The organism is Paenibacillus sp. FJAT-26967 (genome assembly GCF_001541095.1).
Lineage (GTDB): Bacteria > Bacillota > Bacilli > Paenibacillales > NBRC-103111 > Paenibacillus_F.
Genome location: NZ_LMXH01000002.1, coordinates 331,414 through 357,103, shown reverse-complemented (window position 1 = coordinate 357,103; position 25,690 = coordinate 331,414). Strand labels below are relative to the sequence as shown.

Annotated in this window: 23 protein-coding genes; 9 read left to right on the top strand and 14 right to left on the bottom strand. The window is 49.9% G+C overall.

Going from position 1 to position 25,690, the window contains the following annotated elements; all coding sequences use genetic code 11:
• Window positions 1-82 precede the first annotated feature (82 nt).
• From AR333_RS11605 to AR333_RS11560, 10 genes are all read right to left on the bottom strand, one after another.
• Window positions 83-823: a sulfite exporter TauE/SafE family protein gene (locus AR333_RS11605; protein ID WP_068775526.1), complete on the bottom strand. Its 741-nt coding sequence runs from the start codon at window positions 821-823 to the stop codon at window positions 83-85.
• Window positions 824-974: 151 nt separating this feature from the next.
• Window positions 975-1,727: an SDR family NAD(P)-dependent oxidoreductase gene (locus AR333_RS11600; protein ID WP_068775525.1), complete on the bottom strand. Its 753-nt coding sequence runs from the start codon at window positions 1,725-1,727 to the stop codon at window positions 975-977.
• Between the two features lie 375 nt (window positions 1,728-2,102).
• Window positions 2,103-3,290, bottom strand: a complete 1,188-nt coding sequence (locus AR333_RS11595) for an anhydro-N-acetylmuramic acid kinase (RefSeq protein ID WP_068775524.1) — start codon at window positions 3,288-3,290, stop codon at window positions 2,103-2,105.
• A gap of 141 nt (window positions 3,291-3,431) precedes the next feature.
• A complete protein-coding gene (locus AR333_RS11590; protein ID WP_068775523.1) occupies window positions 3,432-4,598 on the bottom strand; it encodes an exo-beta-N-acetylmuramidase NamZ domain-containing protein in 1,167 nt (388 codons plus the stop codon).
• The gene (locus AR333_RS11585) at window positions 4,595-5,287 is read right to left on the bottom strand and encodes a hypothetical protein (RefSeq protein ID WP_068775522.1); all 693 of its coding nucleotides are present in this window, start codon (window positions 5,285-5,287) and stop codon (window positions 4,595-4,597) included. The genes AR333_RS11590 and AR333_RS11585 overlap by 4 nt, the downstream gene beginning before the upstream one ends.
• Before the next feature lie 39 nt (window positions 5,288-5,326).
• Entirely contained in the window at window positions 5,327-6,433 is a 1,107-nt protein-coding gene (locus AR333_RS11580; RefSeq protein WP_068775521.1) for an ABC transporter ATP-binding protein, read from the bottom strand.
• 12 nt (window positions 6,434-6,445) lie between these two features.
• Window positions 6,446-7,279, bottom strand: a complete 834-nt coding sequence (locus AR333_RS11575) for a carbohydrate ABC transporter permease (RefSeq protein WP_068775520.1) — start codon at window positions 7,277-7,279, stop codon at window positions 6,446-6,448.
• A 48-nt stretch (window positions 7,280-7,327) separates the two neighbouring features.
• Window positions 7,328-8,248 (bottom strand): carbohydrate ABC transporter permease, encoded by a 921-nt coding sequence (locus AR333_RS11570; protein ID WP_068775519.1) that lies wholly within the window; start codon window positions 8,246-8,248, stop codon window positions 7,328-7,330.
• A gap of 71 nt (window positions 8,249-8,319) precedes the next feature.
• Window positions 8,320-9,687 (bottom strand): ABC transporter substrate-binding protein, encoded by a 1,368-nt coding sequence (locus AR333_RS11565; RefSeq protein WP_068775518.1) that lies wholly within the window; start codon window positions 9,685-9,687, stop codon window positions 8,320-8,322.
• 87 nt (window positions 9,688-9,774) lie between these two features.
• On the bottom strand, window positions 9,775-10,611 hold the full coding sequence (locus tag AR333_RS11560; RefSeq protein WP_068775517.1) for a MurR/RpiR family transcriptional regulator: 837 nt from the start codon (window positions 10,609-10,611) through the stop codon (window positions 9,775-9,777).
• Between the two features lie 246 nt (window positions 10,612-10,857).
• Between AR333_RS11560 and AR333_RS11555 the strand changes: the two genes are divergently transcribed.
• Together AR333_RS11555 and murQ are read left to right on the top strand one after the other, a co-directional pair.
• Window positions 10,858-11,793 carry a BadF/BadG/BcrA/BcrD ATPase family protein gene (locus tag AR333_RS11555; protein WP_068775516.1) on the top strand — a complete coding sequence of 312 codons (936 nt, stop codon included), beginning with the start codon at window positions 10,858-10,860 and terminating at the stop codon, window positions 11,791-11,793.
• A gap of 61 nt (window positions 11,794-11,854) precedes the next feature.
• Window positions 11,855-12,772 carry an N-acetylmuramic acid 6-phosphate etherase gene (gene murQ / locus AR333_RS11550; protein ID WP_068775515.1) on the top strand — a complete coding sequence of 306 codons (918 nt, stop codon included), beginning with the start codon at window positions 11,855-11,857 and terminating at the stop codon, window positions 12,770-12,772.
• A gap of 150 nt (window positions 12,773-12,922) precedes the next feature.
• Here the strand turns inward: murQ and AR333_RS11545 are convergent, their stop codons facing one another.
• A complete protein-coding gene (locus AR333_RS11545) occupies window positions 12,923-13,438 on the bottom strand; it encodes a hypothetical protein (RefSeq protein ID WP_084783616.1) in 516 nt (171 codons plus the stop codon).
• A gap of 163 nt (window positions 13,439-13,601) precedes the next feature.
• On the opposite strand from AR333_RS11545, the gene AR333_RS11540 reads away from it, so the two are divergent.
• Entirely contained in the window at window positions 13,602-14,060 is a 459-nt protein-coding gene (locus AR333_RS11540; RefSeq protein WP_068775513.1) for a MarR family winged helix-turn-helix transcriptional regulator, read from the top strand.
• Window positions 14,061-14,078: 18 nt separating this feature from the next.
• Window positions 14,079-15,482: an MFS transporter gene (locus AR333_RS11535; protein WP_084783614.1), complete on the top strand. Its 1,404-nt coding sequence runs from the start codon at window positions 14,079-14,081 to the stop codon at window positions 15,480-15,482.
• 570 nt (window positions 15,483-16,052) lie between these two features.
• Here the strand turns inward: AR333_RS11535 and AR333_RS11525 are convergent.
• Entirely contained in the window at window positions 16,053-16,346 is a 294-nt protein-coding gene (locus tag AR333_RS11525) for an NUDIX domain-containing protein (RefSeq protein ID WP_367584479.1), read from the bottom strand.
• Window positions 16,347-16,839: 493 nt separating this feature from the next.
• Between AR333_RS11525 and AR333_RS11520 the strand changes: the two genes are divergently transcribed.
• Window positions 16,840-17,067, top strand: coding sequence for a 3-dehydroquinate dehydratase (locus tag AR333_RS11520; RefSeq protein WP_068775511.1), 228 nt, complete (start codon window positions 16,840-16,842; stop codon window positions 17,065-17,067).
• Window positions 17,068-17,150: 83 nt separating this feature from the next.
• Here the strand turns inward: AR333_RS11520 and AR333_RS24975 are convergent, their stop codons facing one another.
• The gene (locus AR333_RS24975) at window positions 17,151-17,306 is read right to left on the bottom strand and encodes a hypothetical protein (protein WP_172798842.1); all 156 of its coding nucleotides are present in this window, start codon (window positions 17,304-17,306) and stop codon (window positions 17,151-17,153) included.
• 208 nt (window positions 17,307-17,514) lie between these two features.
• Here AR333_RS24975 and AR333_RS11515 point away from each other — a divergent pair, with 208 nt between their 5' ends.
• Window positions 17,515-18,999, top strand: a complete 1,485-nt coding sequence (locus tag AR333_RS11515) for an aldehyde dehydrogenase family protein (protein WP_068775510.1) — start codon at window positions 17,515-17,517, stop codon at window positions 18,997-18,999.
• Between the two features lie 283 nt (window positions 19,000-19,282).
• Window positions 19,283-20,581: an NCS2 family permease gene (locus AR333_RS11510; RefSeq protein ID WP_068775509.1), complete on the top strand. Its 1,299-nt coding sequence runs from the start codon at window positions 19,283-19,285 to the stop codon at window positions 20,579-20,581.
• A 155-nt stretch (window positions 20,582-20,736) separates the two neighbouring features.
• On the opposite strand, the gene AR333_RS11505 is transcribed toward AR333_RS11510, so the two are convergent.
• Window positions 20,737-20,940, bottom strand: coding sequence for a hypothetical protein (locus AR333_RS11505; protein ID WP_156430886.1), 204 nt, complete (start codon window positions 20,938-20,940; stop codon window positions 20,737-20,739).
• A gap of 356 nt (window positions 20,941-21,296) precedes the next feature.
• Between AR333_RS11505 and AR333_RS11500 the strand changes: the two genes are divergently transcribed.
• On the top strand, window positions 21,297-21,695 hold the full coding sequence (locus tag AR333_RS11500) for a hypothetical protein (RefSeq protein WP_068775507.1): 399 nt from the start codon (window positions 21,297-21,299) through the stop codon (window positions 21,693-21,695).
• 336 nt (window positions 21,696-22,031) lie between these two features.
• Window positions 22,032-25,640 (top strand): SpoIID/LytB domain-containing protein, encoded by a 3,609-nt coding sequence (locus AR333_RS11495; protein ID WP_068775506.1) that lies wholly within the window; start codon window positions 22,032-22,034, stop codon window positions 25,638-25,640.
• Window positions 25,641-25,690: the final 50 nt, after the last annotated feature.

The window sequence follows — 25,690 nt, the reverse complement described above, 5'->3', positions numbered from 1 at the left end:
TTTTTGTTGTTTTCACGAACATCAAAAGATGCTTCTATTCTATAGGAAGGTGCTGCAAGTCCCCCAGCATTAACTCTGTGAATCAGTCAGCCCAGTAAGTCATCGTATCGCTGATGCCGAGAAGGAGAAACAGAAGCCCGGCCAGCTTCTGTACAATCCCTCCCCATCTCTTGGCCTTGCGCATTAGCATGCGGTCTGCTCCGAAACCGACGGTAAGCGCCAAGAACAAGAGGAAAGGCATGGCGGTGCCGGCCGCAAATACAGAGGGCAGGACTGCTCCATAGGCAGACTGAACCGCCATTGGCATTAGCATGCCGAAGAACAAGACGAACATGGTCGGGCAGAAACCAAGCGAGAAGGCCATTCCCATCAGGAAGGCTCCGGTTCTTGCTCCGGCACGTCTTGCCGCCTGTTCCAAAGATGCCGTGAAACGCGTCCCCAGTCCGAAAGGCAATCGGAACAATCCCAGCATAAACAAGCCGATTAAAACAAGCAGAGGCCCCTGCAACTTCCTCGCATATTCAAACAGCGGGATCAGCTCTCTCGAAACCGGATTGCCTAGCAGCCAGAATAAACAGCCCAGCAGGCTGAAAAGAACAATTTTCCCCGTAATGTATAGAAGAACCTCTGCACCGGACATCCGGCCCTGAGCCTGCTTTTTGCCGAAATACGTAATAACCGCAACATTAGCCGATAACTGGCAAGGCGCGACAGATCCGATAAAGCCTAAGAATAAGGCTGCAATCAAGGCCACATCCGACCTGGAAGCCGCTAGAAAAGGTTCACTCAAATATGAACTGATTCCGCTGAAAAACGAGTACATCTGTACAATCCTCCGCGATTTTTCTTCTTGATAAAAAAGAAACCTGTCTTTTCCTAATCGTATCAAGTTTGACGCAAAAAGGACACCCTCATCTTGAGATGAGAGTGCCCTGCCTTCCAGTAATAGACGGTTCCTTCAAGTCGGAGGACGGTTATTTCGCGGAATATCCGCCGTCCACCGGGAGTTCAACGCCTGTAATGTAAGAAGATTCATCGGATGCCAGGAACAGAACAGCCTTCGCGATATCCTCTGCTTCGCCAAGACGGGGCAGCGGAGTCATCGAAAGGAACCAGCCTCTCATTTTCTCGTCTTCCATCATATCAACCGTCATCGGTGTGCGGATGAAGCCAGGGTGAACGGAATTGCAGCGAATGTTATCTTTCGCGAAGTCTACAGCCGTTGCTTTGGTTAGCAGGCGAACAGCGCCTTTACTTGCGGTATATGCGCCTGCACCGCTTCCGCCTGTCAGGCCGGCAATGGAAGAAATGTTCACGATGGAACCCCCGCCGTTATTTTTCATATGAGGAATAACATGCTTTTGACCCAGGAAAGTTCCTGTCAGGTTGATGGACATCACTCTCTCGAATTGCTCAACGGTCATTTCCAGCATTGGAGTTGCGGCGGAGATTCCCGCGTTATTCACGAGGACGTCGATTTTACCGAAAGCTTTAATTGCTTCATCGACAACCTTGATCCATTCATCCTCGGACGCAACATTATGTTTAAAACCGATGGCTTCGCCGCCGTTTGCTTTAATTTCTTGGACGACTTCCTGAACCTTGTCCTCCTGAATGTCGGTTACGACAACTTTGGCACCTTCTTTGGCTAAAAGAAGAGCGTCAGCTTTACCCATACCGCCGCCGGCACCTGTTACGATTGCTACTTTATCCGTCATCTTAGCCATGTGTGGATTCCTCCTCGGATTCTGCTTGTTCTAGTAAGTGATATCAGGCCGCTTGTGACTTCAACCTTTTGTCAGAGCGATTCCACGCACGGGTCCAAATCTGACCGGTTTAATTACCGCCTGTCCCGGAGCGATCACTTCTGATGATAGGATCTGCTGAAGTCACTCAACATGTTCATTCTAGGAAATGTGACAAGACGTGTCAACTTTAAATCGGAAAATCCGGCCTTTATTTGGACATTATCCGTAAATCATCCATAAAACTTTATTCGAAAATTCACATTTAAAAAGAAGCATTTTCAGGTAAAAGAGACGTCCCTTCCATTAATAAGGGCGTCTCTATAATTCAGAGAATTCAATTGAATTCCTTATATGTTACGGCAATGCGAGTTTACCCATAACTGTAGGACGGCTTGCTCCTGTTGCTGCGGGAAGATTATTGGGAACACCGCACAAGAAATCGTGACCGAGCAGAGCAAAAATGACGGCTTCCTTGGCATCATCGTCTACGCCAAGCTCGCGGGATGTCATCACCTGCTGATCCGGCAGAAGTGCAGCGAGCTGTGCCAAGAGAGTCCGGTTGCGCGCCCCTCCCCCGCTGACGATGACTTCGTCGATGCGGCAGCTTGGGAACACAAACTGCCGGTAGCCTTCCGAGATCGTCCGCGCAGTAAAAGCGGTGGCTGTCGCAACGATGTCTGCATCTGCGAGGCCCAGACCCTTTGCCTTGGCAATGAATTCCGCAGCATAGGCTTTGCCGAACACTTCACGTCCGGTTGACTTGGGAGGCGCCATCCCGAAATACCGATGGGCCATCATCTCCGCAACCAGCTGCTCATCCGGCTGGCCCTGCGCCGCCCACTTTCCTCCGTCATCGTATGATTCGCGTCCCTCCGACAACTGGTAGACGACCTGGTCGATCACCATATTACCGGGCCCCGTATCAAAGGCGAATACGTCGTCCGGCCCGGCTCCGGGCACCAGCGCCGTACAGTTGCCGATTCCGCCGATATTTTGCAGCAGCCGTCCCTTAGCCGGGTGGCGGAAGAGAATCAGGTCGCCGTAAGGCGCAAGGGGCGCGCCCTGGCCTCCGACCGCCATGTCGGCAGGCCTGAAGTCGCCGACGACAAGAACCCCGGTGCGCTTAGCGAGCACCGACAGATCGCCGAGCTGCAGCGTGGACCGGGTCAAATACGGGTCCGCGCTGTCCGCTTCGGGAATGTGCCACACGGTCTGACCATGTGACGAGATAAAATCGACGGAATCCATCCCGATTCCGGCTTCCCTGGCCGCCTCCAGAGCCGCTTCCGCGAAGCGTTCGGCCAGGTAGGCATTCATTCCGCAGACGAGCGCAACATTGGACTGCCCGGTGGTACAGAGCTCTTTCAGCCGCTCCCTGAGCTGCTCCGGGTAAGGCCGGCTGTAGAAATGGAGCAGCTCTATCCGGGACTGGAGCCCACTCCCTGTAATGCGAACTACCGCTGCGTCAATACCGTCCAGCGACGTGCCGGACATAAGACCGATTGCGATCACCGGTCTATCTTTGCCTATCCCGAATAACATACTAATCATTCCTTCCGGCGTTGGTTGAATCCTCAGATAAACCTCGTCTCACCAGCAAGCCCAGCGCAGAACGCCTGCCGGACCAGAGGTCGGACAGGCGCATGGTACGAACCGTATACAATTACAGCGAGTATCTAATCTCTAATAAAGCAGGTAAGGCTTGCGCTGCGTTTTCCAGGCTTCCGCTTCCTCCTGCCAATTCCGGGTGATGCTGCGCAGTCCTTCACTGTCCGCAAGAGTCATACGCACATCGGTCCCGCCTGTCAGCAAATCAATAAAATAGCGGGAACCTTCTTTGGGAGGCGTAAGCCATTCGAAGCTGTCCGGATGCAGAGAGATAACTTCATGCAAGAGTCTCAGCCCTGTATTGACCGGCTGGAACTGCTCCTGGTCGGTGACGAACAGCCTTACGCCGCTGCACAGCTGCCCTTGATGCTTGGAGAACGCAGGTGTTGCATACACCGGATGTACATGAACGCCGGGCAGTCCGCTGGCATTCATGCGCTTCGCAAGCTCTGCTCCATGAAGCCAAGGGGCACCGATCCATTCGAAAGGTCGGGTAGTGCCGCGTCCCTCCGACAAATTCGTTCCCTCGAAGAAGCAGGTTCCTCCATATACCCGGGCGGAATCAATCGTGGGAATATTCGGTGACGGAACCATCCAAGGCAGGCCGGTGTCGGTAAATTCCATCCTCCGGTCCCATCCCTCCAGCCGAATCACATCGATGTCGCAGCGGAGTCCCTTCACATCATTAACCATCAGGGCTAACTCCCCGAGTGTCATCCCGCTGCGGATCGGCATCTGCCAGGCGCCGACCATGGACTCATAGCCGGGCTTCAGCATTCCGCCTTCGGCGATGCTGCCTCCAAGCGGATTCGGCCGGTCCAGAACGAGCAGACTTTTGCCATGCTCCGCACATGCTTCAAGGGTGTACAAGAGCGTTGACAGATACGTATAGAAACGGATGCCGAGATCCTGTATGTCAAACAAGACTGTATCCACATTCTGGAGCATCTCGGCGGTTGGGCGCTTGTGTTTGCCGTACAGGCTGTAGACCGGGATGCCAAGCTCGGGATCCGTTTCGTCCTCGAACAAGACCCCCGCCTGCCGCTGCCCGTACAGCCCGTGTTCACAAGCGTACAGGGCAGTCAGCTGCGAATCCCGAAGCGACGCGCATACCTCAACCGTTGTCCTGAAATCCGCTGTAATCCCGGTTGGATTCGTAACGAGCCCGATTCTTCGGCCTGTCAGAAGAGGATGCTTCATTGTATGGAGGCGGTCAGCTCCGGACCGCACACCGGCACTCATCGTGCTTCTCCATTCGTAAGAAGCATACCGGCTTCATCAACCTCAGCCTCTTCTTCTCTGCTTAGGACATTGTGAACCGCTTTGTACTGATACACACCCAGGATTCCGCTGAACAGGGCAATGAAACCAACCACCGTCAGCATGAGCGGAAACGTAAAGCAGACCATTTGGAAGAAAGCTCCGATCGTATATCCCGGAAAGCGGAAGAACAGCTTCACACTTTCAGCCATCGCCCGGAAGATCCCCATGCCCTTCTGCAGCACAAGCTGCAACGTGTAGAACTGGGAAACGAGCGCCATCAGAACGAAGTACGTTTGAAAAACCGCAATCGACATGTAGAACATTCCGCCTTTAGACCCGTAATACCACCAAGTCGACCAGAGGATGAACAAGAGGGAAACGATGAGCAGGCCGAATACGAATGCCGGAAAGAATCCTTTGACCGCTCCGGTAAACAGCAGGCGAACCTGGCTCGGCTTCCCTTCCGCCTTCTGCTGAAACACATACATGACTCCATACAGCAGCGGCATGTACAAGAGAGCAATCAGAATCGGCACGAACGGAATCGGGACCATCAGGATCATAGGGATCAGTACGAGAGAGCTGATAATACTCGTCAGTGCTACGGGCACGATCTCCCGGAACACCTCGGCACCGGCTACTTTCAATACGGCATTCAGCTTGCGCATCGGTAATCACTCCTTGCTATCTTTTGAAATCAAATTGTTTTATAGAACGATCCGCTGTTCGGTCTCCGGATCGAAGAAATGAGCTTTGCTCATATCGAGAATAAACGTCTTGTCTTGCCCGACGAATGTATGCGTCTCCGGATGTACCTTCGCCGTAATTAAACGTTTGCCGACATTGAAATACACCAGATTCTCGGAGCCCAGGTGCTCCACGACTTGAACACGTGCTTGCAGCTTGTGGTCATGCGGCACATTGAGAGAGAAATCTTCACCGAAGATATGCTCCGGACGAATGCCCATAATAAGGCGCTGGCCTTGATATTTCTTCAAACCGGCTGCGATTGCATCCGGAACTGCAAATTCGGCGCTTTCCGTAATAACCCGGTTGCCCTCCATACGTGCGTCCATGAAGTTCATCGCAGGCGAACCAATGAAGCCGGCTACGAACATATTCTGCGGGGTCGCATAGAGATCTTTGGGCGAGGCGATCTGCTGAATATGGCCCTTGTTCATGACCACAATCCGTTCGCCTAGCGTCATGGCTTCTACCTGATCGTGGGTTACATACACGATGGTAGCGCCGAGCCGCTTGTGAAGCTCGCCTAGTTCAACCCGCATCTGGATACGGAGTTTCGCATCCAGATTAGAGAGGGGCTCATCGAACAAGAATACTTGCGGATCGCGGACGATTGCACGGCCTACCGCTACACGCTGGCGCTGTCCGCCGGACAGCTCGCGCGGTTTGCGCTCCAGCATGTCTTCCAGCCCGAGAATAGCGGCCGCCGACCGTACTTTCTCATCGATGACATTCTTCGGCTTCTTCAAGTTCTTCAGACCGAATGATAAGTTCTCGCGGATAGACATATGCGGATACAGCGCGTAATCCTGGAAAACCATCGCGATATCGCGGTCTTTGGGATGCAGATCATTCACAACCCGGTCGCCGATAATAATATCGCCGCTCGATTGTTTCTCCAGTCCTGCGATCATACGCAGGGAAGTCGTCTTACCGCAGCCGGAAGGCCCTACGAAAACAACAAACTCTTTATCATTAATGACGAAATCCGAATCGGACACGGCCACAAACGGATCTTTCTTGTCGTCGGTAAATTCTTTACGCACTTTACGAAACTCTACGCGTGCCATAGTCGTTCCCTCCTAGCCTTTAACGGCTCCAATCGTAATGCCTTGCAAGAAGTAGCGTTGCAGTGAGAAGAATAGAACCAGCATAGGCAGTGCGCCAATGGTTGCCCCGGCCATAATGGCTCCGAAGTCCGTCGCCTCCGCGAATACGAATGAAGCGAGCCCGACCTGAATCGTGCGCATGCTGTCGGAATTCGTAATGAGAAACGGCCAGAAGAATTCATTCCAAGAAGCTACGAAGGTGAAAATGGCTAACACGGCAAGACCTGGCTTAGCCATCGGTAAAATTACTTTCCAGAAGATCCCGAATTCACTGCAGGCATCGATCCGGGCCGCATGAATCAACGAAGTCGGGAGGGTGGACATGTACTGCTTCATTAAGAAAATATTTCCCACACTAATGGCGGCCGGTAAAATAATAGCCGTATAGGTGTCCCCGATGTTAAAGACATTCACCATCAGAATGTAGAGCGGGATCAGTGTGACTTGAGCAGGAATCATCATCGTACTGAGCAGAACCCAGAACGCCGCCTTGCTTCCCGGGAATTTCAGCTTCGCAAACGCATAGCCTGCAAGCGACGCGAAAAATACGTTGGTCACCGTCAGTACGCTGGATACGAAGAAAGAGTTGAATAACCAGCGCCAAGCCGACGTTTTGGCGAAGAAACGCTCATAAGGCGTCATGGACCATATTTCCGGAATCATTTGCGGCCGGTATGTAGCCGACATTTTTGTATCCTGGAACGAGCCGATGACCATCCAGTACAGGGGCAGAATCGAGATCAGGCCCCAAATGAGCAAAGTAAGGGTCGCGGCGCCGAACAGGAACATTTTAGATTTTGAAGACACAACAACTCACCTCCAGATTATGCAGGCCTAGCTATAAGAACGAAGAAACTAGTACTCGATATCACTCGAGAAATATTTGAACTGGATAACCGAAATGATAATAATCATGATCGCCAGTACAAAGGACTGAGCCGAAGCAAGCCCGAATTCATAAAATTTAAACGCTGTCTCGTAAATGAGATAAGCGATGGTTGTCGTCGCAAAGTTTGGACCGCCTTGGGTCATCAAGTAAACCGAAATGAATACCTGGAACGAGGTGATTACACCGGTTACCAAGAGGTATAGCGTTGTCGGTTTGAGCAGCGGCCACGTGATGCGCGAGAATTTAGTCCAGCCGCTGGCATGATCGATGTCAGCTGCTTCATAAAGCGATTTCGGAATACCGCCCATTGCTGCCAGATACAGAATAATACCTGCACCATGTGAACCGAGCCAGTTCATCAACATCAGTGAGAATAAAGCCGTGCCTGTCTGCCCGAGCCAAATGACCGGGTCAAGACCAAACAATCCGATAAAGCGGTTGAGAAGACCGGAATCCGTAGGATCGAAGATCGCGAGCCATACGATGGAAATCGTAACGCCGGATGCTACTGTCGGCAAATAAAGGGTTGCTTTGAAGAAGGTCTGCCACGTGCTTTTCATTTGAAAAATAAAGAACGACAGGACAAAAGTAATGATAATATTAATCGGCACCGTACCCAGAGTAAAAATCGCCGTGTTCTTCATGGATTTCCAGAAAATCTCGTCTTTGACCAGACGCTCATAATTATCCAGGCCAATCCACGAGGAATTGAGAATGTTGTACTGCTGGAAACTCATAACGAGTGCCGTAAACACGGGATATAGTGTGAACACCAGGAAAAGAAGAATCGGCGCTAGTATGAATAAGTACGCCCAGCCATAATCTTTCCAGAAACGCGTTACTGGCGACCTTTTACGGTTAGGCGCCATTGAAGCTGAAGTCTGCATCTCCTCATCCTCCTTCTAAAGAAAAAGGGAGCGGCCTCGATCCGCTAAGATGGAACGCTCCCCTGGTTCTATTACTGACCAAACATTTGTTTACCTTTTGCCTTGAAATCTTCCAAGATATCTTTCGGCGCTTTCTCGCCCGAGAAGAGAGCCTGCATGTTCGGTTTAACAACTTGTTCTTTAAACTGCTTTTGCTTGGCTGCTTTGTCAATGTCAAGGTTAAGCGTAACCGGTTTGACCATGTTTTTAGCAAGCAGTTTACCCGCTTCCAGATTCTCCGGCTTGCCCATTTCTTTACCTTTAAACTCTTCAGCCTGAGACTTACGGACGAAAGGAAGGACGAGCTCGTTGGCAGAGTTACCTGCTTTGGCACCGCTAAGCGCTTCCATAACGAGGAACGTATTCTTCGCATGCTCTTCGCCTTTATCGTTCTTTTGTTTGAAAGCTACGTAACCTTCGCCGAACATAGTCGTACCTGGTTTGGCGCTGTCATTGTGCGGTACCGGCAGAAGAACGAAGTCGATTTTCTCGCCTTTGATTTTGCCCGCATCAATATCCTTGTTGCGGTTCTGGATCATCACATCGTAGTAAGGGATCGCTTTGGAAATGATCGCCGCTTGGCCCCCGTAGAACATTTCAGTCCGTTTAGCAGGTGTAAGCGCGGATGTTTCTTTCGGCATATTTCCTTTTTTAATGAGATCGCTTACAAAGGTCATGGTGTTCAGAACGCGGTCATCGTTCCATTGGAAAGCGCCTTTCTCATCAAGCACATCCGGCATCCCGTTGTTGCGTGTCATCATTTCGATGAAATCAAGGGAAGTTCCGTCCGTAACGAGCGCGTACTGCTGAGAACCGTTATCCAGCTTCTTGGTCAGCTTGGCGGAAGCTTCATTAAACTCGGTCCAGGTCCATCCGTCCTTCTGGATCTTCTTCCAGTCGATTCCCGCTTCTTCCAGAATGCGTTTGTTGCCGCCCCAAGCCCACTGGGACTGATAAAGTGGCATTCCATACTGTTTACCTTGAATTTGTCCGAGCTCAAGGACCCCTGGCAAGTAATCCGCTTTAATTTCCGGAGTCAGGTATTTAGTGAGTTCCAGTGCAAGACCCGTATTTACGTAAGCGCCATCAACACCGTGAAAATAAAGATCCGGCGGGTTACCCGCGTTCAGAGCAACGTCGAATTTCTTAGGGCCTTCTGCCCAGGAGAGCATTTCCGTTTGTACCTTAATGTGAGGATATTTCTTATTGAAATCTTCGATTAATCCGGGAAGGTCCTTCTCGTAAGTTCCGTGTACCGGATATGTCCACACAACAACCGTATCTGCCTTAGCTTCCGGCGATGTGCTTGCTCCCGTACCCGGGTTATTTGTTTCCTTACTGCAAGCGCTTCCCATTGTGAGAACAGCTGCCGTTAAAAGAATGAGCCCCTTTTTCTTCATACCCTTCATCTCCCTTAGTTTGTTAGGATTTATGGTAATTCACAACTCCACACGATGGTTCTTGTCTATAAATGCCAGGCTGTTTTTTTATAACCCTCTAATAGCCTGCCTGGTCTGCTCCAAATATTTGACCGACTGCTCATAGTTGCGGCTCGCAACGCTGAGATAAAGAATGTCGATCACATTCAGTTGAGTAATACGTGATGCCATTGCCCCGCTTCGAATTTCGTTTTCCGTAGAAGAGTTGAACAAAGCGATATCCACAATCGAACTAAGGCTTGTGTTCCCGTACCGGGTCAGGCTGATCGTCGTGCAGCCGTTCTTCTTGGCGATGGATGCGGACCGAATCACTTCATCTGTCTCACCGGAGTAGGATATGCATACAGCGGCATCCTCGGGGGTCAGTGTAACGGCGGAAGTCAGCTGAACATGCGGATCGGCAAAGGAAAAGCTGGTCTTGTTGATCCTCATAAATTTCTGCTGGGCATCCATAGCAATCAGATTGGAAGCTCCCACACCGAAGAAATAGATCCTCTTCGCATTAGTAAGCGCTGTCACAGAACGTTCAACAGCTTCTTCATCCAGTATTTTGAGCGTATCCCTAATGGATTGGATATTGTTATTGGATACACTTTGAATGATGGAACTGATCGTATCGTTCGGCCTGATTTCCTGATATCCGGTCGTCTCGGCTCCTCGTAAATCTCCGGCTACCTTCAACTTCAAATCTTGATAACTCTTAATTTCCAATGTCTTGCACAATCTGATGATGGCCGCTTGGCTTGCTCCGCTCCTTGTAGCCAGTTCAGCCACAGACAAGTGGATCATCTCATCCGGATTCTGCAGAATGAAGGTTGCGATTTTATGTTCGGAAGGATTGAGTGTGTTGTACACTTCACGTAATCGCACCAAACCGCCATTCATACTTACCACTCCTGTTCTAAACAAGTTCATGTGTAGGACTGACCGCCTATCTCCCCCTCAATCAAACAACATGAGATGTGATCCATACAGCTAATTCGGTTCCTTTGTACTACATGAATCCACCGGATTGAGTTCATTATATGTGTTGTGAAATATAATTTCAACATTTTTTTTATAATTAAAATTTTATTTTACAAGCACACCAAATTCCCATATACTGATTAAAAAAACCGAAATGGTGATTCTATGTATACTTATCTCGGAATCGATGGAGGAGGCACTAAAACGGAGGGATCGGTTGTTGATTCCGAAGGCAAACTTCTTATAGAAGCAAGAGTCGGAACGACCAATCCTCATGCCGTAACGTTTCCATCTGCCATCCGTGAACTGGAGAACCTGCTGGATCAATTGCTGGATAATCTTCAATCTGCGCAGACTATACCCCAGGGCATTTGTCTGGGCATGTCGGGAATATCTACCGATGAAGAGAAGGAACGATTGACGGAATCCCTGGCGCTCTACCAGCAAAGACGCGGAGTTTCTTTCCGGGTCGCCATAAAATCCGAAGGCGAGATTTCTTTGATGGCTGCGCTTCAACAAGATTACGGTGTGCTCGTTATTTCGGGAACCGGCTCCATTGTATACGGCTTTATGCCGGATGGACGTCAATTCCGTTCAGGCGGCTGGGGGCATTATCTCGGCGATGAAGGCAGCGGATATGCGATCGGTCTGCAGGCGCTGAAAGCCGTGATGCAGAGTTACGATGGCGTCCTGCCTGCCACGCTGCTCACTCCAGCAATCATGGAAGCGCTAACACTTCAACGTATTACGGACCTTAAACAAGTGATTTATCAACCCAATGTCGATAAAGCCGTAATCGCTTCCTTTGCTTCTCACTGTATACGTGCTGCCGAATCCGGCGATGCAATTGCCTGTCACATTATTAAAGAAGAAGCCGATAAACTTGTGAGAACAACTTCAGCCCTGCTGAAGCGGCAGCCGGAACTGCAGCAGATGAATGTTGTCCTGGCCGGCTCCGTCTTTACTCATTCGCATTTATTCCGTCAAGTATACAGCCAAGGTTTGTCAGCCGATTTCCCGGAGCTGCGTATGATAGAAGCAGCCAGCGGATTCACGGCCGCTACCGGCGCCGCTCTTCTTGCCCGTAAATTATTTGCTTAGCCTCCCTGCCTGCATCGCTGTGCTCTACAAATGAATTTTAACACAAGGAGAATGAAATCATATGAACCATATTCTGAGCAATTTGATCACGGAGCAGCCCAATGCAAAAACCAGTCACATTGATCAGCTGGATTCGCAGCAGATCATGTATCTGATCAACGAACAGGATCAGAGTGTTGCAAGCTGTGTACATGAGCTGATCCCCCTTATCGCCAAAGCCGCTGATTGGGTCGTCGATGCCTTCAATGAAGGAGGCCGCCTGTTCTACGTCGGGGCAGGTACCAGCGGACGGATCGGCATCCTGGATGCATCTGAATGTCCGCCGACATACGGCACCGATCCATCAATGGTTCAAGGCCTCATTGCAGGCGGATTCAAAGCCATTAAAGACCCCGTCGAAGGCGCGGAAGACAGTGCGGAGCTTGGGGCGCAAAATATCGACGAGCATGGCATTACCAGCAAAGATGTGGTCATCGGGATTGCCGCGAGCGGCCGAACGCCTTATGTACTCGGTGCAATGAAGCGTGCAGGCGAACTCGGTGCCCGGGTTGTCGGCATCTGCAACAATCATGGCACCCCGATGACGCTGCATGCACAACTGCTGATTGAAGCTGTTGTAGGACCGGAAGCGATTATGGGATCGACAAGAATGAAGTCGGCGACAGCCCAGAAGCTGATCCTGAATATGCTGACGACAACTTCGATGATTCGCATCGGTAAAGTGTACCGGAATCTAATGGTGGATCTCAATCCTTCCAATGAGAAGCTCGTTTACCGCGCCAAACGTATTATCGAAATGGCTACGGACGCTGCGGAGGACCAGGTAGAACAAGCTTTTCAGGAAGCGGACGGCCACGTCAAGACAGCTATCGTGATGATTAGGGCCGGTGTCGATGCCGAAGAAGCGAAGAAACTTCTTGAGCTCTCAGGAGGTTTTGTCAGTCAAGCTATTAAGAAGAACGGCGCGAAGAAAATTTAAATTTCAGCTAATCAAAAAAGACTGCTCTCCTTTATATCGGGTGAGTAGTCTTTTTTGTGGCTCTTGCTGATAGCTGATAGTGCACAAAACCTTCCATGAAGTATCACAGGGAAGGTTTATCGTATAACTCGCCGTGCAAGAAATCCGGTGCTATACCGAACCTTTCTCCCGGGCAAATCGAATTGTCAGCATGCATGTGACCCCGGCTGTTAAGGTGATCACAAAACCGAGCATGAGCCCGACAATTTGGATCTGCCCTTCGGGTGTATCGGCCGGAACCTGGAAGATTTGAAGGAATAAATAAATCATGACAGCGAAGTAAAAAACACTGCCAATCGCACCCGTGATCCACCTGTCTTTGGTCTTGCCCCCCCGGGAAATGGCCGTTTGAATCCATACGAACATACTCAAACTGATTCCGATGAGAAGCAGGAGAAGGAATGCTCCGGCGAAGCTGACAGAAATAAAAGCAACAAACAGGCCGGCAAGCGTAATGAAAATAATCATGTTAAGCAGGAACACGAACCCTCCATACGCGAAGGGTCCTCTAAATCTCCGGACTGCGGACATTTTGACAAACCAGGGAAGCGGTCTGAATGCAGTCCTGCGAAGAATGACAACACAGATAAGCACAAGTAAAAAGGAAATCGCGAGTAAAATAATCAACTTGGACAATCCTCCTGAGCGGGTTCTTTATATGGACTGTCCAAATTATAACAAACAAAGACTCTCTCTGAAAGAATAATTGCGGGTGTTGCTCCCTGCGTTGACTTTTATAGTTGCTTATCATATAGTTGTTTAAACAACTATTTAGGAGAGGAGCCTACTTTTGCATCCCAATCACCCGGATTTTAAAAGCGCCTTGGATGACTCGATCGGCTTCCTGCTCGGGATCACCTATCGTAAAATTTCCAATCTCCTTACTCAGCGGTTAAAAGACTACGATATTACGCCCGAACAATGGTCGGTCTTGTACCGGATTTACGAACAGGACGGATTGATTCAGAGGGAAATCGCAGACCGGGCCGGTAAAGACAAACCCACCACGACCCGGATTCTGGACAGCCTTGAAGCCAAGGGCTTCATACACAAAAAAGCCGGTCAAGGCGACCGGAGATCTTTTCATGTCCATATTACGGAAAAAGGGCAGTCGCTGATTCGAATTGCGGAGCCTATTGAGAAAAAAACCGTACAGGACGCAGTGAAACATATCAGTCAGGATGAGTATGACCTGCTGATCAAACTGCTGCATCAGATCGGAGCCAACATCCAAGAGCTTACAGAATGAATAGGAGTGTCTTACAGCATGTCTCAACAACAAGAATTAGAAGATACGCGAGCCCGTTTAAATTCGGGAACCGGTCCTTCAGTCCGTAGGTTTCAGTCCGATATAACAGGAAGCCCTGATCCCAGTCGAGATGCGGCAAGCACGGCCAAGCTCTGGACCAAATCTTTCATCATCCTCACTCTCTCGTATTTCCTGTTATTCCTCTGCCTGCAAATGCTGCTGTCCCCCTTCCCTGCTTATGTCAAAGAGCAGTTCGGTTCGGGGGATTTTGTCCTTAGTCTGGTCACGAGCATCTTCGCAATCTCGGCGATTATCTCGCGCTTCGCAACGGCCGCGCTGCTGCGCCGCGTGCACCGCAATACGCTGCTGATTTGCGGTGTGGCAATCGCCACGGCGTCGACAGCGGCGTATTCGTTTGCCGGCTCCGTCGGCATGCTGCTCGCTCTTCGCGCATGCTTCGGGATCGGCTTCGGCATGACCAGCACGGTCATGCCTACGCTGGTCTCACAAATCATCCCTCCCCGCCGCATCGGGGAAGGGATCGGCTATTTCGGCCTATCCAGTAGCCTTGCCATGTCGGTAGGACCGACCATCGGCCTAGCCGTGATAGGCGGGTACGGTTTCGGGCCGCTGACGGTGCTGGGTACGGCGGCGGCCGCCCTCATCATACCGCTGCTGCTGTTCACCCGCAGCATTCCGGCACAGCCTGCCGCCGCCATGGTACCCCGGGCGGCCGAAGCGACATCCGCTGGCTCAGCAGCGGGCCCATCGCCGGCGAAGAGCGGCAAGAAACGCAGCGGCCCGGGCCGCAGACTGCTGCTGCCCGCGCTGCTTAACACCCTGCTCTCCATCACTTATGGAGGATTGCTAAGTTTTATCGCGTTATACGGCAAGGAAGTTCATTTGGAACAAATCGGTCTATTCTTCCTGTTTAATGCGATCACGGTATTGGTCGTCCGCCCGATATCCGGACGCCTATTCGACAGCAAAGGCCATGCGGCCGTCCTCATACCCGGCGCCCTGCTGCTGATTGCAAGCCTGTTTATTCTCTCGATGGCTACTACTATGCCTATGCTCATTGTGTCCGCACTTCTGTATGGCCTTGGCTTCGGGGCCGTTCAGCCGACGACTCAGGCATGGATGCTAAGTGAGACGCCTGCCGATCAGCACGGGACTGCGAATAGTATGTTTTACAATTCCATAGATTTCGGTGTAGCAGTCGGGTCGATGCTGCTCGGCGTTATCGCTTCGAGCACCAGCTACGCTGTCATGTACCGGTATGCGGCCGGGGTTATGGTGTTATTTCTTGTCTTTTATGCACTTTACAGAATAACAAACCCTAATAATAAGCATAAATTTGAGACTTCATCAGGCAGCTCCGGGGCCGGGGCCAGGGTCCGTGCTTCTGAACAGGAACGTTAACAGATACCCCTATACGATCCGGTTGACGATTGCATGGTAGTCGTGTACACAATTTTACCATCTTTACCCAGCAAGGAGGGTCACGTCATCAATCGGCCGAACAACCAACTCGTATTCGATGTTACGGTCTTATCGTTTCTTTCCAGTATGATCGTATCCTTTTTTTCTGCCAGTCTTGAAAGCCGCCTTTTTAGCGAGGAATGGGTTTTTCTGTGGTTTCTCTCTATTCTCCTCCTCTATCCGCTTAATCTTGTGGCAAGCGGAATGAATTATTTGCTGGGTAAGCATTGTTCCCGTTCGAGTATTCAGTTCACTATCTTTAATCTTCTCGGAGCTTTACTCAGTGGAGCGCTGGCTTACACATTAGAGCTCGGATTCGATTATTTTATAATTTTGTTTGCTGCATTTCCGCTATTCTCTATCGTAACAGGAATTTTCCTATGGTTGCGCAGCAGGAACGCGGCTTTACTTTGAACACCATGCTGCTCTCTCTAGTATCTACGAGCAAGGATGACCTCCAGTGAGGTCATCCTTTTTTTGCATTCTATCATTGTAACGGCGCCACTTAAGCTAGGCAGGATCCTTACCGGGCCATCCGAAGCTTGCAAACCACATGCCGTTCCGGGGCATTTCGATCACCTTTCTTACAAAAGGAACCATATTCGCAGGAAGTTTATTGGCGTTATGCCAGAAGAGTTCTTCACATTTATGCGGTTCCTTATTTACAATCTCCCTTTGCCAACTGCTTGCGGTCAAGAAAACATCGATCCATTCTGAATCGATGTTTTTGCGATGCATAACACCGATCATTTTCAGGTCATCCGGAGCAAGCTCAATACCCGCCTCTTCTCTGGCTTCCCTTATCGCCGCGCTGACAACCTCCTCCTCTCCATCGATTCTTCCTGCGATTACACTCCGTTTATCGTTCTCAAATCCGGATTTTTTCTTTTTAAAAGGAGCACTTCCTCTCCCCGTTCTAAAAAAACATGTACCGATCCGTAAAAAATGGCTTTCCTCACCGCTATCTCCTCCTGTAATCGAAAAAAATGCGAATCGCTCAATAAAAACGTTTCAATCGACGAAAATCGGTTTATAAGATGTATGAATATTTTCGTATATGCCTAAATTTAAGTAAGCAAATTGTTTTCTTTGCCACTAAATGGGCTCCAAACAACAAGTTCCATCCGAATTCTCTAAAAAAAAGGGCTGATACCCTCCAAATTTCAAACATTCTGTGGCGAAGGAGGAATTTTTCTTTATAAAACACGCAGAATTCTTCATTTTTTAAGTTTCCTTTAATATTCGTAACCTATACTATTAAAAAGATTGATCTATCTTACAGGAGGTAGAAATCATAATGAAAACTATCATTATTTTTAACAACCAAAAAATACCCGTCTTTTATACAGATGCGAGCAAAAAAGCATTAAGCTTACTCAAAATTGCTTTGGAATCCAAATGGAACAACGGTAAACGTGCCGTGAAGACTTGTCTGGAAAGCTTGATCAGCATCGAAATCGACGGTACGGAAGCCATTCTCCATGCAAGACGTGAAAGTGACACACTAGCGCTGTCCCTCTATTAAACCGGAAGCACAGCCATTCATAGAGTTCACAAAAAAAGATCCCTCCGGGGATCTTTTTTTGTGAACTTTTGCGAAGGTTACTATCACCGTTTTTCATTAATCGCTTCGTTGCGCAGAGCCTGCTCGAAATCTTCGATGGTTTTGCGCAGCAGCGGCCCTTTATTCCCGGAAAGCAGACGCCTGTTTTCCTTCTTCAGTACTTCCAGGATGAGCCTCTTCTGATCACGCGATAAAAACATGCCGGAAACACCTTTCTTTCCTATCTACCTATTTATGTAGTTTAACATGATGCCGCTCAGAAGGTACAGCGCCCTGCACGGACTGCCTCAACGGCCAGATTAGTCATATTTCTCAGTTCCTTCTTATATAGATACAGTAATGCGGGTGACAAGCTATCGCAGTAAGGTCCGAAGACTTTCACCCAAGCTAGAAGGAGGCTTTTGGCTTATGAATGAATCCACCCTGCCGATCCGGCCTAAGGTACAGCGGTTTCTTACCGGAACAAAGCGCCTGTTTATTGACGGCGACTTTGTAGACTCCGTATACGGGCGTACTTTTACGACACCGAACCCTGCCACAGGCGACATCCTCGCCATAGTGAGCGAAGCAGTTGAAGAAGACATCGATCTGGCCGTACAAGCGGCACGCAGAGCTTTTGATCACGGGCCGTGGACGAAGATGAGCTCGGCAGACCGGAGCCGGCTCATCTATAGACTGGCCGAGCTAATCGAGGACAACCTGGAAGAACTCGCCCAGCTGGAGACACTCGATAACGGCAAGCCGATAGCAGAAACACGCGCGGTGGATTTGCCGCTGGCTGTCGAACATCTGCGGTACTTTGCAGGTTGGGCCACCAAGCTCGTCGGGCAGACAATTCCGGTCAGCGGCGGCTATTTCAACTATACGCGGCATGAGCCTGTCGGCGTTGTCGGGCAGATTATCCCGTGGAACTTCCCTCTCTTGATGGCCATGTGGAAGCTTGGCGCGGCGCTTGCCACGGGCTGCACCGTCGTGCTCAAACCCGCGGAGCAGACTCCGCTGTCCGCACTATATCTCGCCTGGCTCATTCAAGAGGCAGGATTCCCGGCCGGTGTAGTCAATATTGTGCCGGGCTTTGGTGAAACTGCGGGCCAAGCACTCGTCCAGCATTCACAGGTGGACAAAATTGCCTTCACCGGCTCCACCGAGGTCGGCCGCGCAATTATGAGAGGGGCCGCGGACAGCCTGAAGCGCGTCACGCTGGAGCTTGGCGGCAAGTCGCCGAACATTATTTTGCCGGATGCTGATTTGTCACGCGCCATTCCGGGGGCTTTGTCCGGGGTTATGTTTAACCAAGGGCAAGTATGCTCCGCCGGCTCACGTCTTTTTATCCAGAAAAAAATGTTCGACAATGTGGTGGCCGATCTTGTCCTTCACTCGCGCAAGCTCAAGCAGGGGGCGGGCCTTATGCCCGACACACAAATTGGGCCTCTCGTCTCCGAAGAACAACAGAAACGGGTAATCGGCTACATCGAACGTGGACTTAAGGAGGGCGCGGAGCTTCTGACTGGCGGAATCAATCCGTATGAAGAAGGGTATTTTATTGCTCCAACCGTCTTCGCTGGTGTTCAGGATAAGATGACCATTGCCAAAGAAGAAATTTTCGGGCCCGTTGTGACCGCTCTGCCATATGATGACCTCGACGATGTCATTGCGCGTGCCAACGATACGGACTACGGACTCGCGGCCGGACTTTGGACAGAGAACGTCAAGAACGCCCATTACATTGCGAATCGTCTTCGCGCGGGAACCGTCTGGATAAACTGTTACAATGTATTCGATGCGGCTTCTCCATTCGGGGGTTATAAGCAATCCGGGATCGGGCGTGAAATGGGCTCCTACGCGCTTAGCAATTATACCGAAGTTAAAAGTGTATGGATTAACCTGGATTAAAGCACGGGCAAACAGGCCCTCGGAGCCGTTAAACACCCGCGCCAAATCGAGTGAATAACCGCAACCTTCCCCTCTCTCCCTTGTTCTATTGAAGAGCGGGGATTTTTGCTGTCCGCTGTTTCTTTTGGCGGATATTCGCCATACTAAGCCCAGATAAACGTGGCTCCACTGATGATTTTTGATATAATGATCGAAGCGAAACAACTGCCGTTCTTATTGCGGGACGCGGATGCTTCATGTTTCGAGGGTGGGCCGAGGGATCTTATCAGAAAGAAGGATAAATGTGATTCAATTTCTCGATCGCCGGTTCCAGCTCCGCAGCAACGGAACGACCGTGCGCCGCGAGCTTATGGCCGGGCTGGTTTCCTTTGTCACCAGCGTCTATATTGTGATCGTCAACTCTGCGATTCTAGCCGATGCGGGAATTCCCGTTCAAGCCGGCATGTTAGCTACCATTGCAGCTTCATTCGCAGGCTGCCTGCTGGTCGGATTATGGAGCAATACCCCGCTTATTATCGTACCCGGGATGGGTATCAACGCCCTGTTCTCGTACACCATCGTCCATACGATGGGTCTGACTTGGCAGGAGGCACTTGCTGCCGTTTTTGTATCCGGGCTGCTGTTTATGCTCGTAGCCTTCAGCGGACTCGGGGTCCGAATATCCGCGGCCGTGCCCCATCCGCTCAAAGAGGCCATATCCGTCGGACTCGGATTATTCCTGACTTTTATCGGCCTGCAGAAAAGCGGACTGGTCGTCTCACATCCGACTACATACGTGGCCTTGGGCGATCTTGGCAGCCCTCAAGCTATCGTTACTATGGCGACGCTTGCCATTATGCTGATCCTGTACATCCGGCAAGTGAGCGGCAGTTTCCTCATAGCGATCGCCGCAGGAACAGCGCTTGCCTGGTTCCTCGGGATCGTGAAGCCGGCAAGCGTGGCGGCCGGCGTTAATCTTGACGAGGCTGCGGTCGTCGTCGGCGCTCTCTCGTTCGAGGGCCTCTGGTCGCTGCCATTCTGGGTAGCGGCATTCTCGCTGGCGATGGTAATCGTCTTCGAGAATCTCGGCCTCATTCACAGCCAGACCGTCAGCTTCGGAAGACCGGAAACCTACCGCCGCGCGTTCCAGGCTACTGCGGTTTCTAACGCAGCGGCCGGACTGCTCGGATCGAGCCCGACCGTATCCGCGGTGGAAGGCTCCGCAGGCATCGCTTCAGGCGGACGTACCGGGCTTACGGCAATCTCCGCCGGATTGCTGTTTCTGGGCTCCTACTTCGCCGTGCCGCTCCTGCAGATCATTCCGGATAGTGCGATCGCTCCGGTGCTTATCATTCTCGGATCGTTCATGCTCAGCAGCATCCGTGCGATACCGTTCGATGATTTCACCGAGGCGTTCCCCGCCTTTCTTGTGGCAGCGTTCATTCCGCTGACTTACAGCATTGTGGACGGCATCGCTTTCGGCTTTATCGCCTACCCGGTTGTCAAACTAGCCGCAGGCAAACATAAGGATGTCTCCATCACGATGTACATCATCGCCCTGCTTTTCTTGTTATACGAAATTTTGCAGGCGGCCGGCAGGTAAGACTTGCGTTTGCCCCGCAGTCATTATATTCCGCAAATAAGTGCACCGGGTTGAAAAATAGCCTGTCAGGCTCTCCGTTCTATACGGACCTGACAGGCTTTTTTGAATACAAAGGCAAACATAATAGATCGAAGATAACCGCAGTTAGAACCAGCTCAACTGGCTTCCCAACCGGATGCCATCATAATGAACACCGCCAGCGCGATAATTGCAATCGCTAAGTACACAAAGCCTTTCACTTTCTTCTTCTGGAAGAACTGCATAATGCTTACGCTGGCCATAGAGCCGATTAATAAAATAAAAACCAGACTAATCATAAACATGTTTAAAGTTAAGGCGTCCAGAGATTGACCGACCAAAGCAAACTTCCTCCCCATTTATAAACGGATGCTTAAATTACACCTTCGAAAGAAAACCTTCATCCATTATAACCGGAAATACGGCGGAAAAAGCAATTTCATTCTACATTTCTATGAACAAACTTTGAATCTGTAAAAGTTTCCTAGTGATATAGACACATCCCGGGACTGGTAGATATATGAGCAATCTAGGGTTACATTCGTTTCATAAATATTCCATATAACTTTTTTGTAACTTTTACAAATTGTTTTCTCTATTATATTTACATAATTTTCTTTTTATGTTACATATAGGTATAGTAGATAAAAAGTTGGCCAACTTCATCTACTCAATCATATTTAAGGAGGATTTAATTATGAAAAGATTATTAAAAACTCGTACTATGTCCAGTTTCTTTTTAGCGGTTGCATTGTTTCTAAGCCTTGCTCTCTCCGCTAGTGCTGCTGGAGGCACTGAAATCATCTCTCCAATAGGCTCCTATACGAGTGCTCCGACTACAATTACTTGGAGTCAACAATCCAATGCAAAAGCAGCTCAAATTTTTATCGGATCAACCGACAATACTTTCAGTTACAATTCAGGCGCGATCTATTCTAATGCGGGTGCATCTACAGCTTACTATCAAATTCCTCTTGACATCGTAGCCTCCATGCCAAAAGGAAAAACGTACCGCATTTACTTAGAAACCTATCACTATAATGGCAACAATTATGTTGGGTATAATACGGATCAAGAATTTTACTCTTTCAACTAATCTTCATTGCTTTTATGAACCTCTTAAAAATACAGACAGGTGTTTTTATCCCTCTGTTTTTTAAGAGGTTTTTTCTTTTCTAATTATAAACTCATCGTGCAGAAAACTGAAATAATATTTCAATTCAAATAAATCTATTGAAATATTATTTCAAAATAGATAGAATGGACATGTGCATCAATTGTAAGCGCTATCTAAATTGAAGGAGGTGCAGGGTTTACTCTCCGATCAAGCTACATAATTTAGACCTCATTTCATCTCATCCGTTCACACACTGAATTTTCGCCAACCCCTGCCATGAATGAAACCCAATAGATTTTTACAAGGAGTGAAGATATGAGCGTGTCGAAGACCCCGGGTACACAGCGTAAAATGATGGTTTTGTTATCTTCTGCTTTGATTTGCAGTACCTTTACTGCCGGGATTCCCGGTGCAGCAGGTTTGGCAAGAGCCGAGACCCCCAGTGTCTCCGTGATGGAGAATACAGCCCGGCCGGTCAATGTCTTGTCCGGTCAATCGCCTTTATTTGCGCAACCGCTTACAGAAAAGATCATGGCCAAAAGCACGGCCGACAAAACGCTGGAACTGGAGCTGACAGGAACGCTGCAGCTTGCAGATTCATACACCGTGGAACAAACATTGAACGGGCAGACCCTTACCAGAAGTCTGGGAGATGTTATGGTTGGTGCCGCTAATGTGACTGTATATCCTGACAGTTCTGGTAAGATCCAAAAAATCTTGATCCAGGAGGCTACTACCTCTGACCGGATGCGTGTAGGAATACGCCGGGATATTTCAAATATCGCAGACAATTCAACCTTTGAGCACAGCCAACTGGATATCAAATCTGCTGACGGCTTCCGGGTGAGTGACAAAAAAGGCAGCTGGAGTCATGAAATTTCCGCAGATAAAACCGTAACGTTCTCTGTCTATGAGAACCAGACGGTTGTCAAACAGGACGGAACGGAACTGTACCGGACTCCTAACCGCCTTTATGCCGAGCAAATCACTCCTGAGTCCTCCCTGATGCAGATTATGACTTTTAAGCGTGGACAAGGAAATCCGCTCTATAGAGGATCACTTGAAATAACACGCAGTCCTGTTCAGGATAAACTGAGACTGGTGAACGACATTACTCTGGAACAGTATTTGTACCAGGTTGTTCCAAGCGAAATGCCTGCCAGCTTCGGTAAAGAAGCTCTCAAGGCCCAGGCCATTGCAGCCCGGACCTATGCTCTCACCGACTATTTCAGCAGCCGGTTCTCCGATCGCGGCATGCATATTGATGACAGCACGCTGAGTCAGGTATTCAACAACAGTGCGGAGAACGAACTGACGACACAAGCTGTCAATGAAACAGCCGGATTAATCATGAAGAGCGGCAATGAACTTGTGGATGCGCGTTTCTACTCGACTTCCGGCGGTTTTGGCGCTTCCAAGCATGAAGTATGGTCCGACAGTCTGGGCGGTTCGTTCCCGGGCACTCCCATCCCTTATCTGGTCGCAAAGAGCTACACCTACGATAAATCGGACCCGTCCAAAATGCTCGACATCGACACTTCCGATGAAGAAGCGATCCGCGCCTTGTACAAGGATTTGTCCTATACCGGTTACGATTCCGAGTCGCTTTATTTCCGCTGGAAAATCGATATGACGAAGCAGCACCTGGAAAAAACGATCAATATTAACCTCCCTCTCCGTTTTAATGCGGACCCGACGGCCATCTTGACCAAAGAAGGCGACCGTTTTGTAAGTAAACCTATTCCGGCAGACGGAATCGGCACCCTTACGAATATGTATGCCGCCAAGCGAGGGGCAGGCGGTAACATCACAGAATTGGTAATTGAAGGTTCTACAGGGACTTATAAAATTTTAAAAGAATTCAATATCCGCTTTACCATCAAACCGGTCGATGGAAGAACAGGCGACATCTATGCCGAACGCGCAAAAGGCGGTTCGCTGAGCTATGATTCAAAGTCGACGGTCAAAAATCCGAGCATTCTTTTCTCCGCCTTCTTTACTTTTGATCTTGCAAAGGATTCAAACGGCGATCTCACGAATGTCACTTTTTACGGCGGAGGCAACGGACATGCCGTTGGCATGAGCCAATATGGCGCCTCCATGCTTGGAGGGAAAGGCTGGAAGTATGATCAGATTCTAAACGCCTACTACTCCAATATGCAGCTGGAAAAAGCGACCGGCGAACCGTTTGAAATTCAGAAGCTCGAACTAACGGGGCTTACGGACATGAATGCGGGGGATGACAAGCAGGCCGGCGTTAAAGCAACTTATACGGACGGCAGCAGCGCGGCCTGGACGGCGGGGATTACATTCAGCAGCAGCGATCCCGCGGTCGCAACGATTGACTCTAGCGGACTAGTGAAAGCACACAAGCGCGGGCAAACAGACCTCAAAGTTCACTATGGGAATCAGACGGGAACTTATAAATTGACCGTATCCGCTCCTTATACCGCTGCCGAAATAGCGGCAGATCTGGTGACGCTGCCGGCAGTCGCCAAAGATGCGACTAAACTAACTCTCCCTTCTGTACCTGAAGGATTCAAGGTAACGATCAAAAGCACGGATAAGCCGGCAACTCTTAATACGGATGGCACTATTAATCCGCCTGCTGGAGATACAACGGTCAATGTTGTGCTCACAGTAACTAAAGTTTCCGATGACACCAAAGCCGATACGGTGAGCATTCCTGTACTTGTCCCTGCCAAAACTGAAAACAATACAGGTGGTTCAGATGGCGGATCGGGCAGTGGTTCGGACGGCGGATCGAATGGCGGTTCCGGCGGAGGGCCCGGTCCCGTAACTCCGCCTGCTCCTGATACCGGCAACGGCCAGCACGAATTTAAGGAATCCGATCTTCAGAAACCGCCGGTAGACGGTAAAGTAACCTTACCTGTACCGGCAGCGGCTAAACAGATCTCCATTCCTGCCAGCGCTGTAGAACTTCTCGGTGCGAGCAAGCTGGCTCTTCAGAGGGAAGATCTTACCCTTGAAATCCCGGCTGAACTGCTCAAACGTTTGTCGGATAAGGTAACAGCCGAACAGAGGAAGGACAGCACGTTCACAATCGAGATGAGCACCTTAAGCGCCTCGGATGCCCAGACACTTCTGTCTGGCTCTCAAACGGCAAGCACACGGATCAGACCTGCCGGTGCGGTTGCCAATCTCAGCCTGTCGATTCTCACTAAAGACGGAGTAAAAACCGACCTAACCACATTTGAGAAACCGGTGACGGTTCATTTTACAACCGGAACAAACGCGGACCCGGCCCTCACAGGCATCTATTATATTGCAGATAACGGTACACTGGAATATATCGGAGGGAAGCACAGCCCAGGTAAAATCACGGCAGAACTTCATCATTTCAGTACTTTCGCCGCTCTGGAGTGGAAACAGACCTTTGCCGATCTTCCTGGAACGCACTGGGCTTTCAAAACCGTTGAAGAGCTGACGGCCAAGCATATGATTAACGGCACCAGCGAGAACACCTTCGAGCCGCAGCGCTCCATTACCCGTGCCGAGTTCACGGCCCTGCTCGTCCGGGCACTGAAGCTATCCGCATCCGGTATGCATACATTCACGGATGTTCGTGCAGATGAATGGTATGCGGATTCCATTTCCATTGCAGTCCAAGCCGGAATTGTCGAAGGCAAGACCAGCACGACCTTTGAGCCGCAGTCGAACATCACCCGCCAGGAAATGGTCGCCATGATGATGCGTGCCTATAATGAAAAAACGGCGGGAAGCGCTGCAGCGGCAGCTTCGTTCACCGATGAATCAGAAGTGGCCGACTGGGCGCTTCCTTATGTGAAAATAGCGGCCGAACTCAACCTTATCGATGGCCGGGAGAATGGTAAATTCGTTCCGAACGGTATGTCGACACGGGCTGAAGCAGCCACTATTATTAAGCGAGTTACGGCAGATTAGCAAAATGCTCAGGCAGATGAAACATCTGCCTGACCATACTGAACGATACT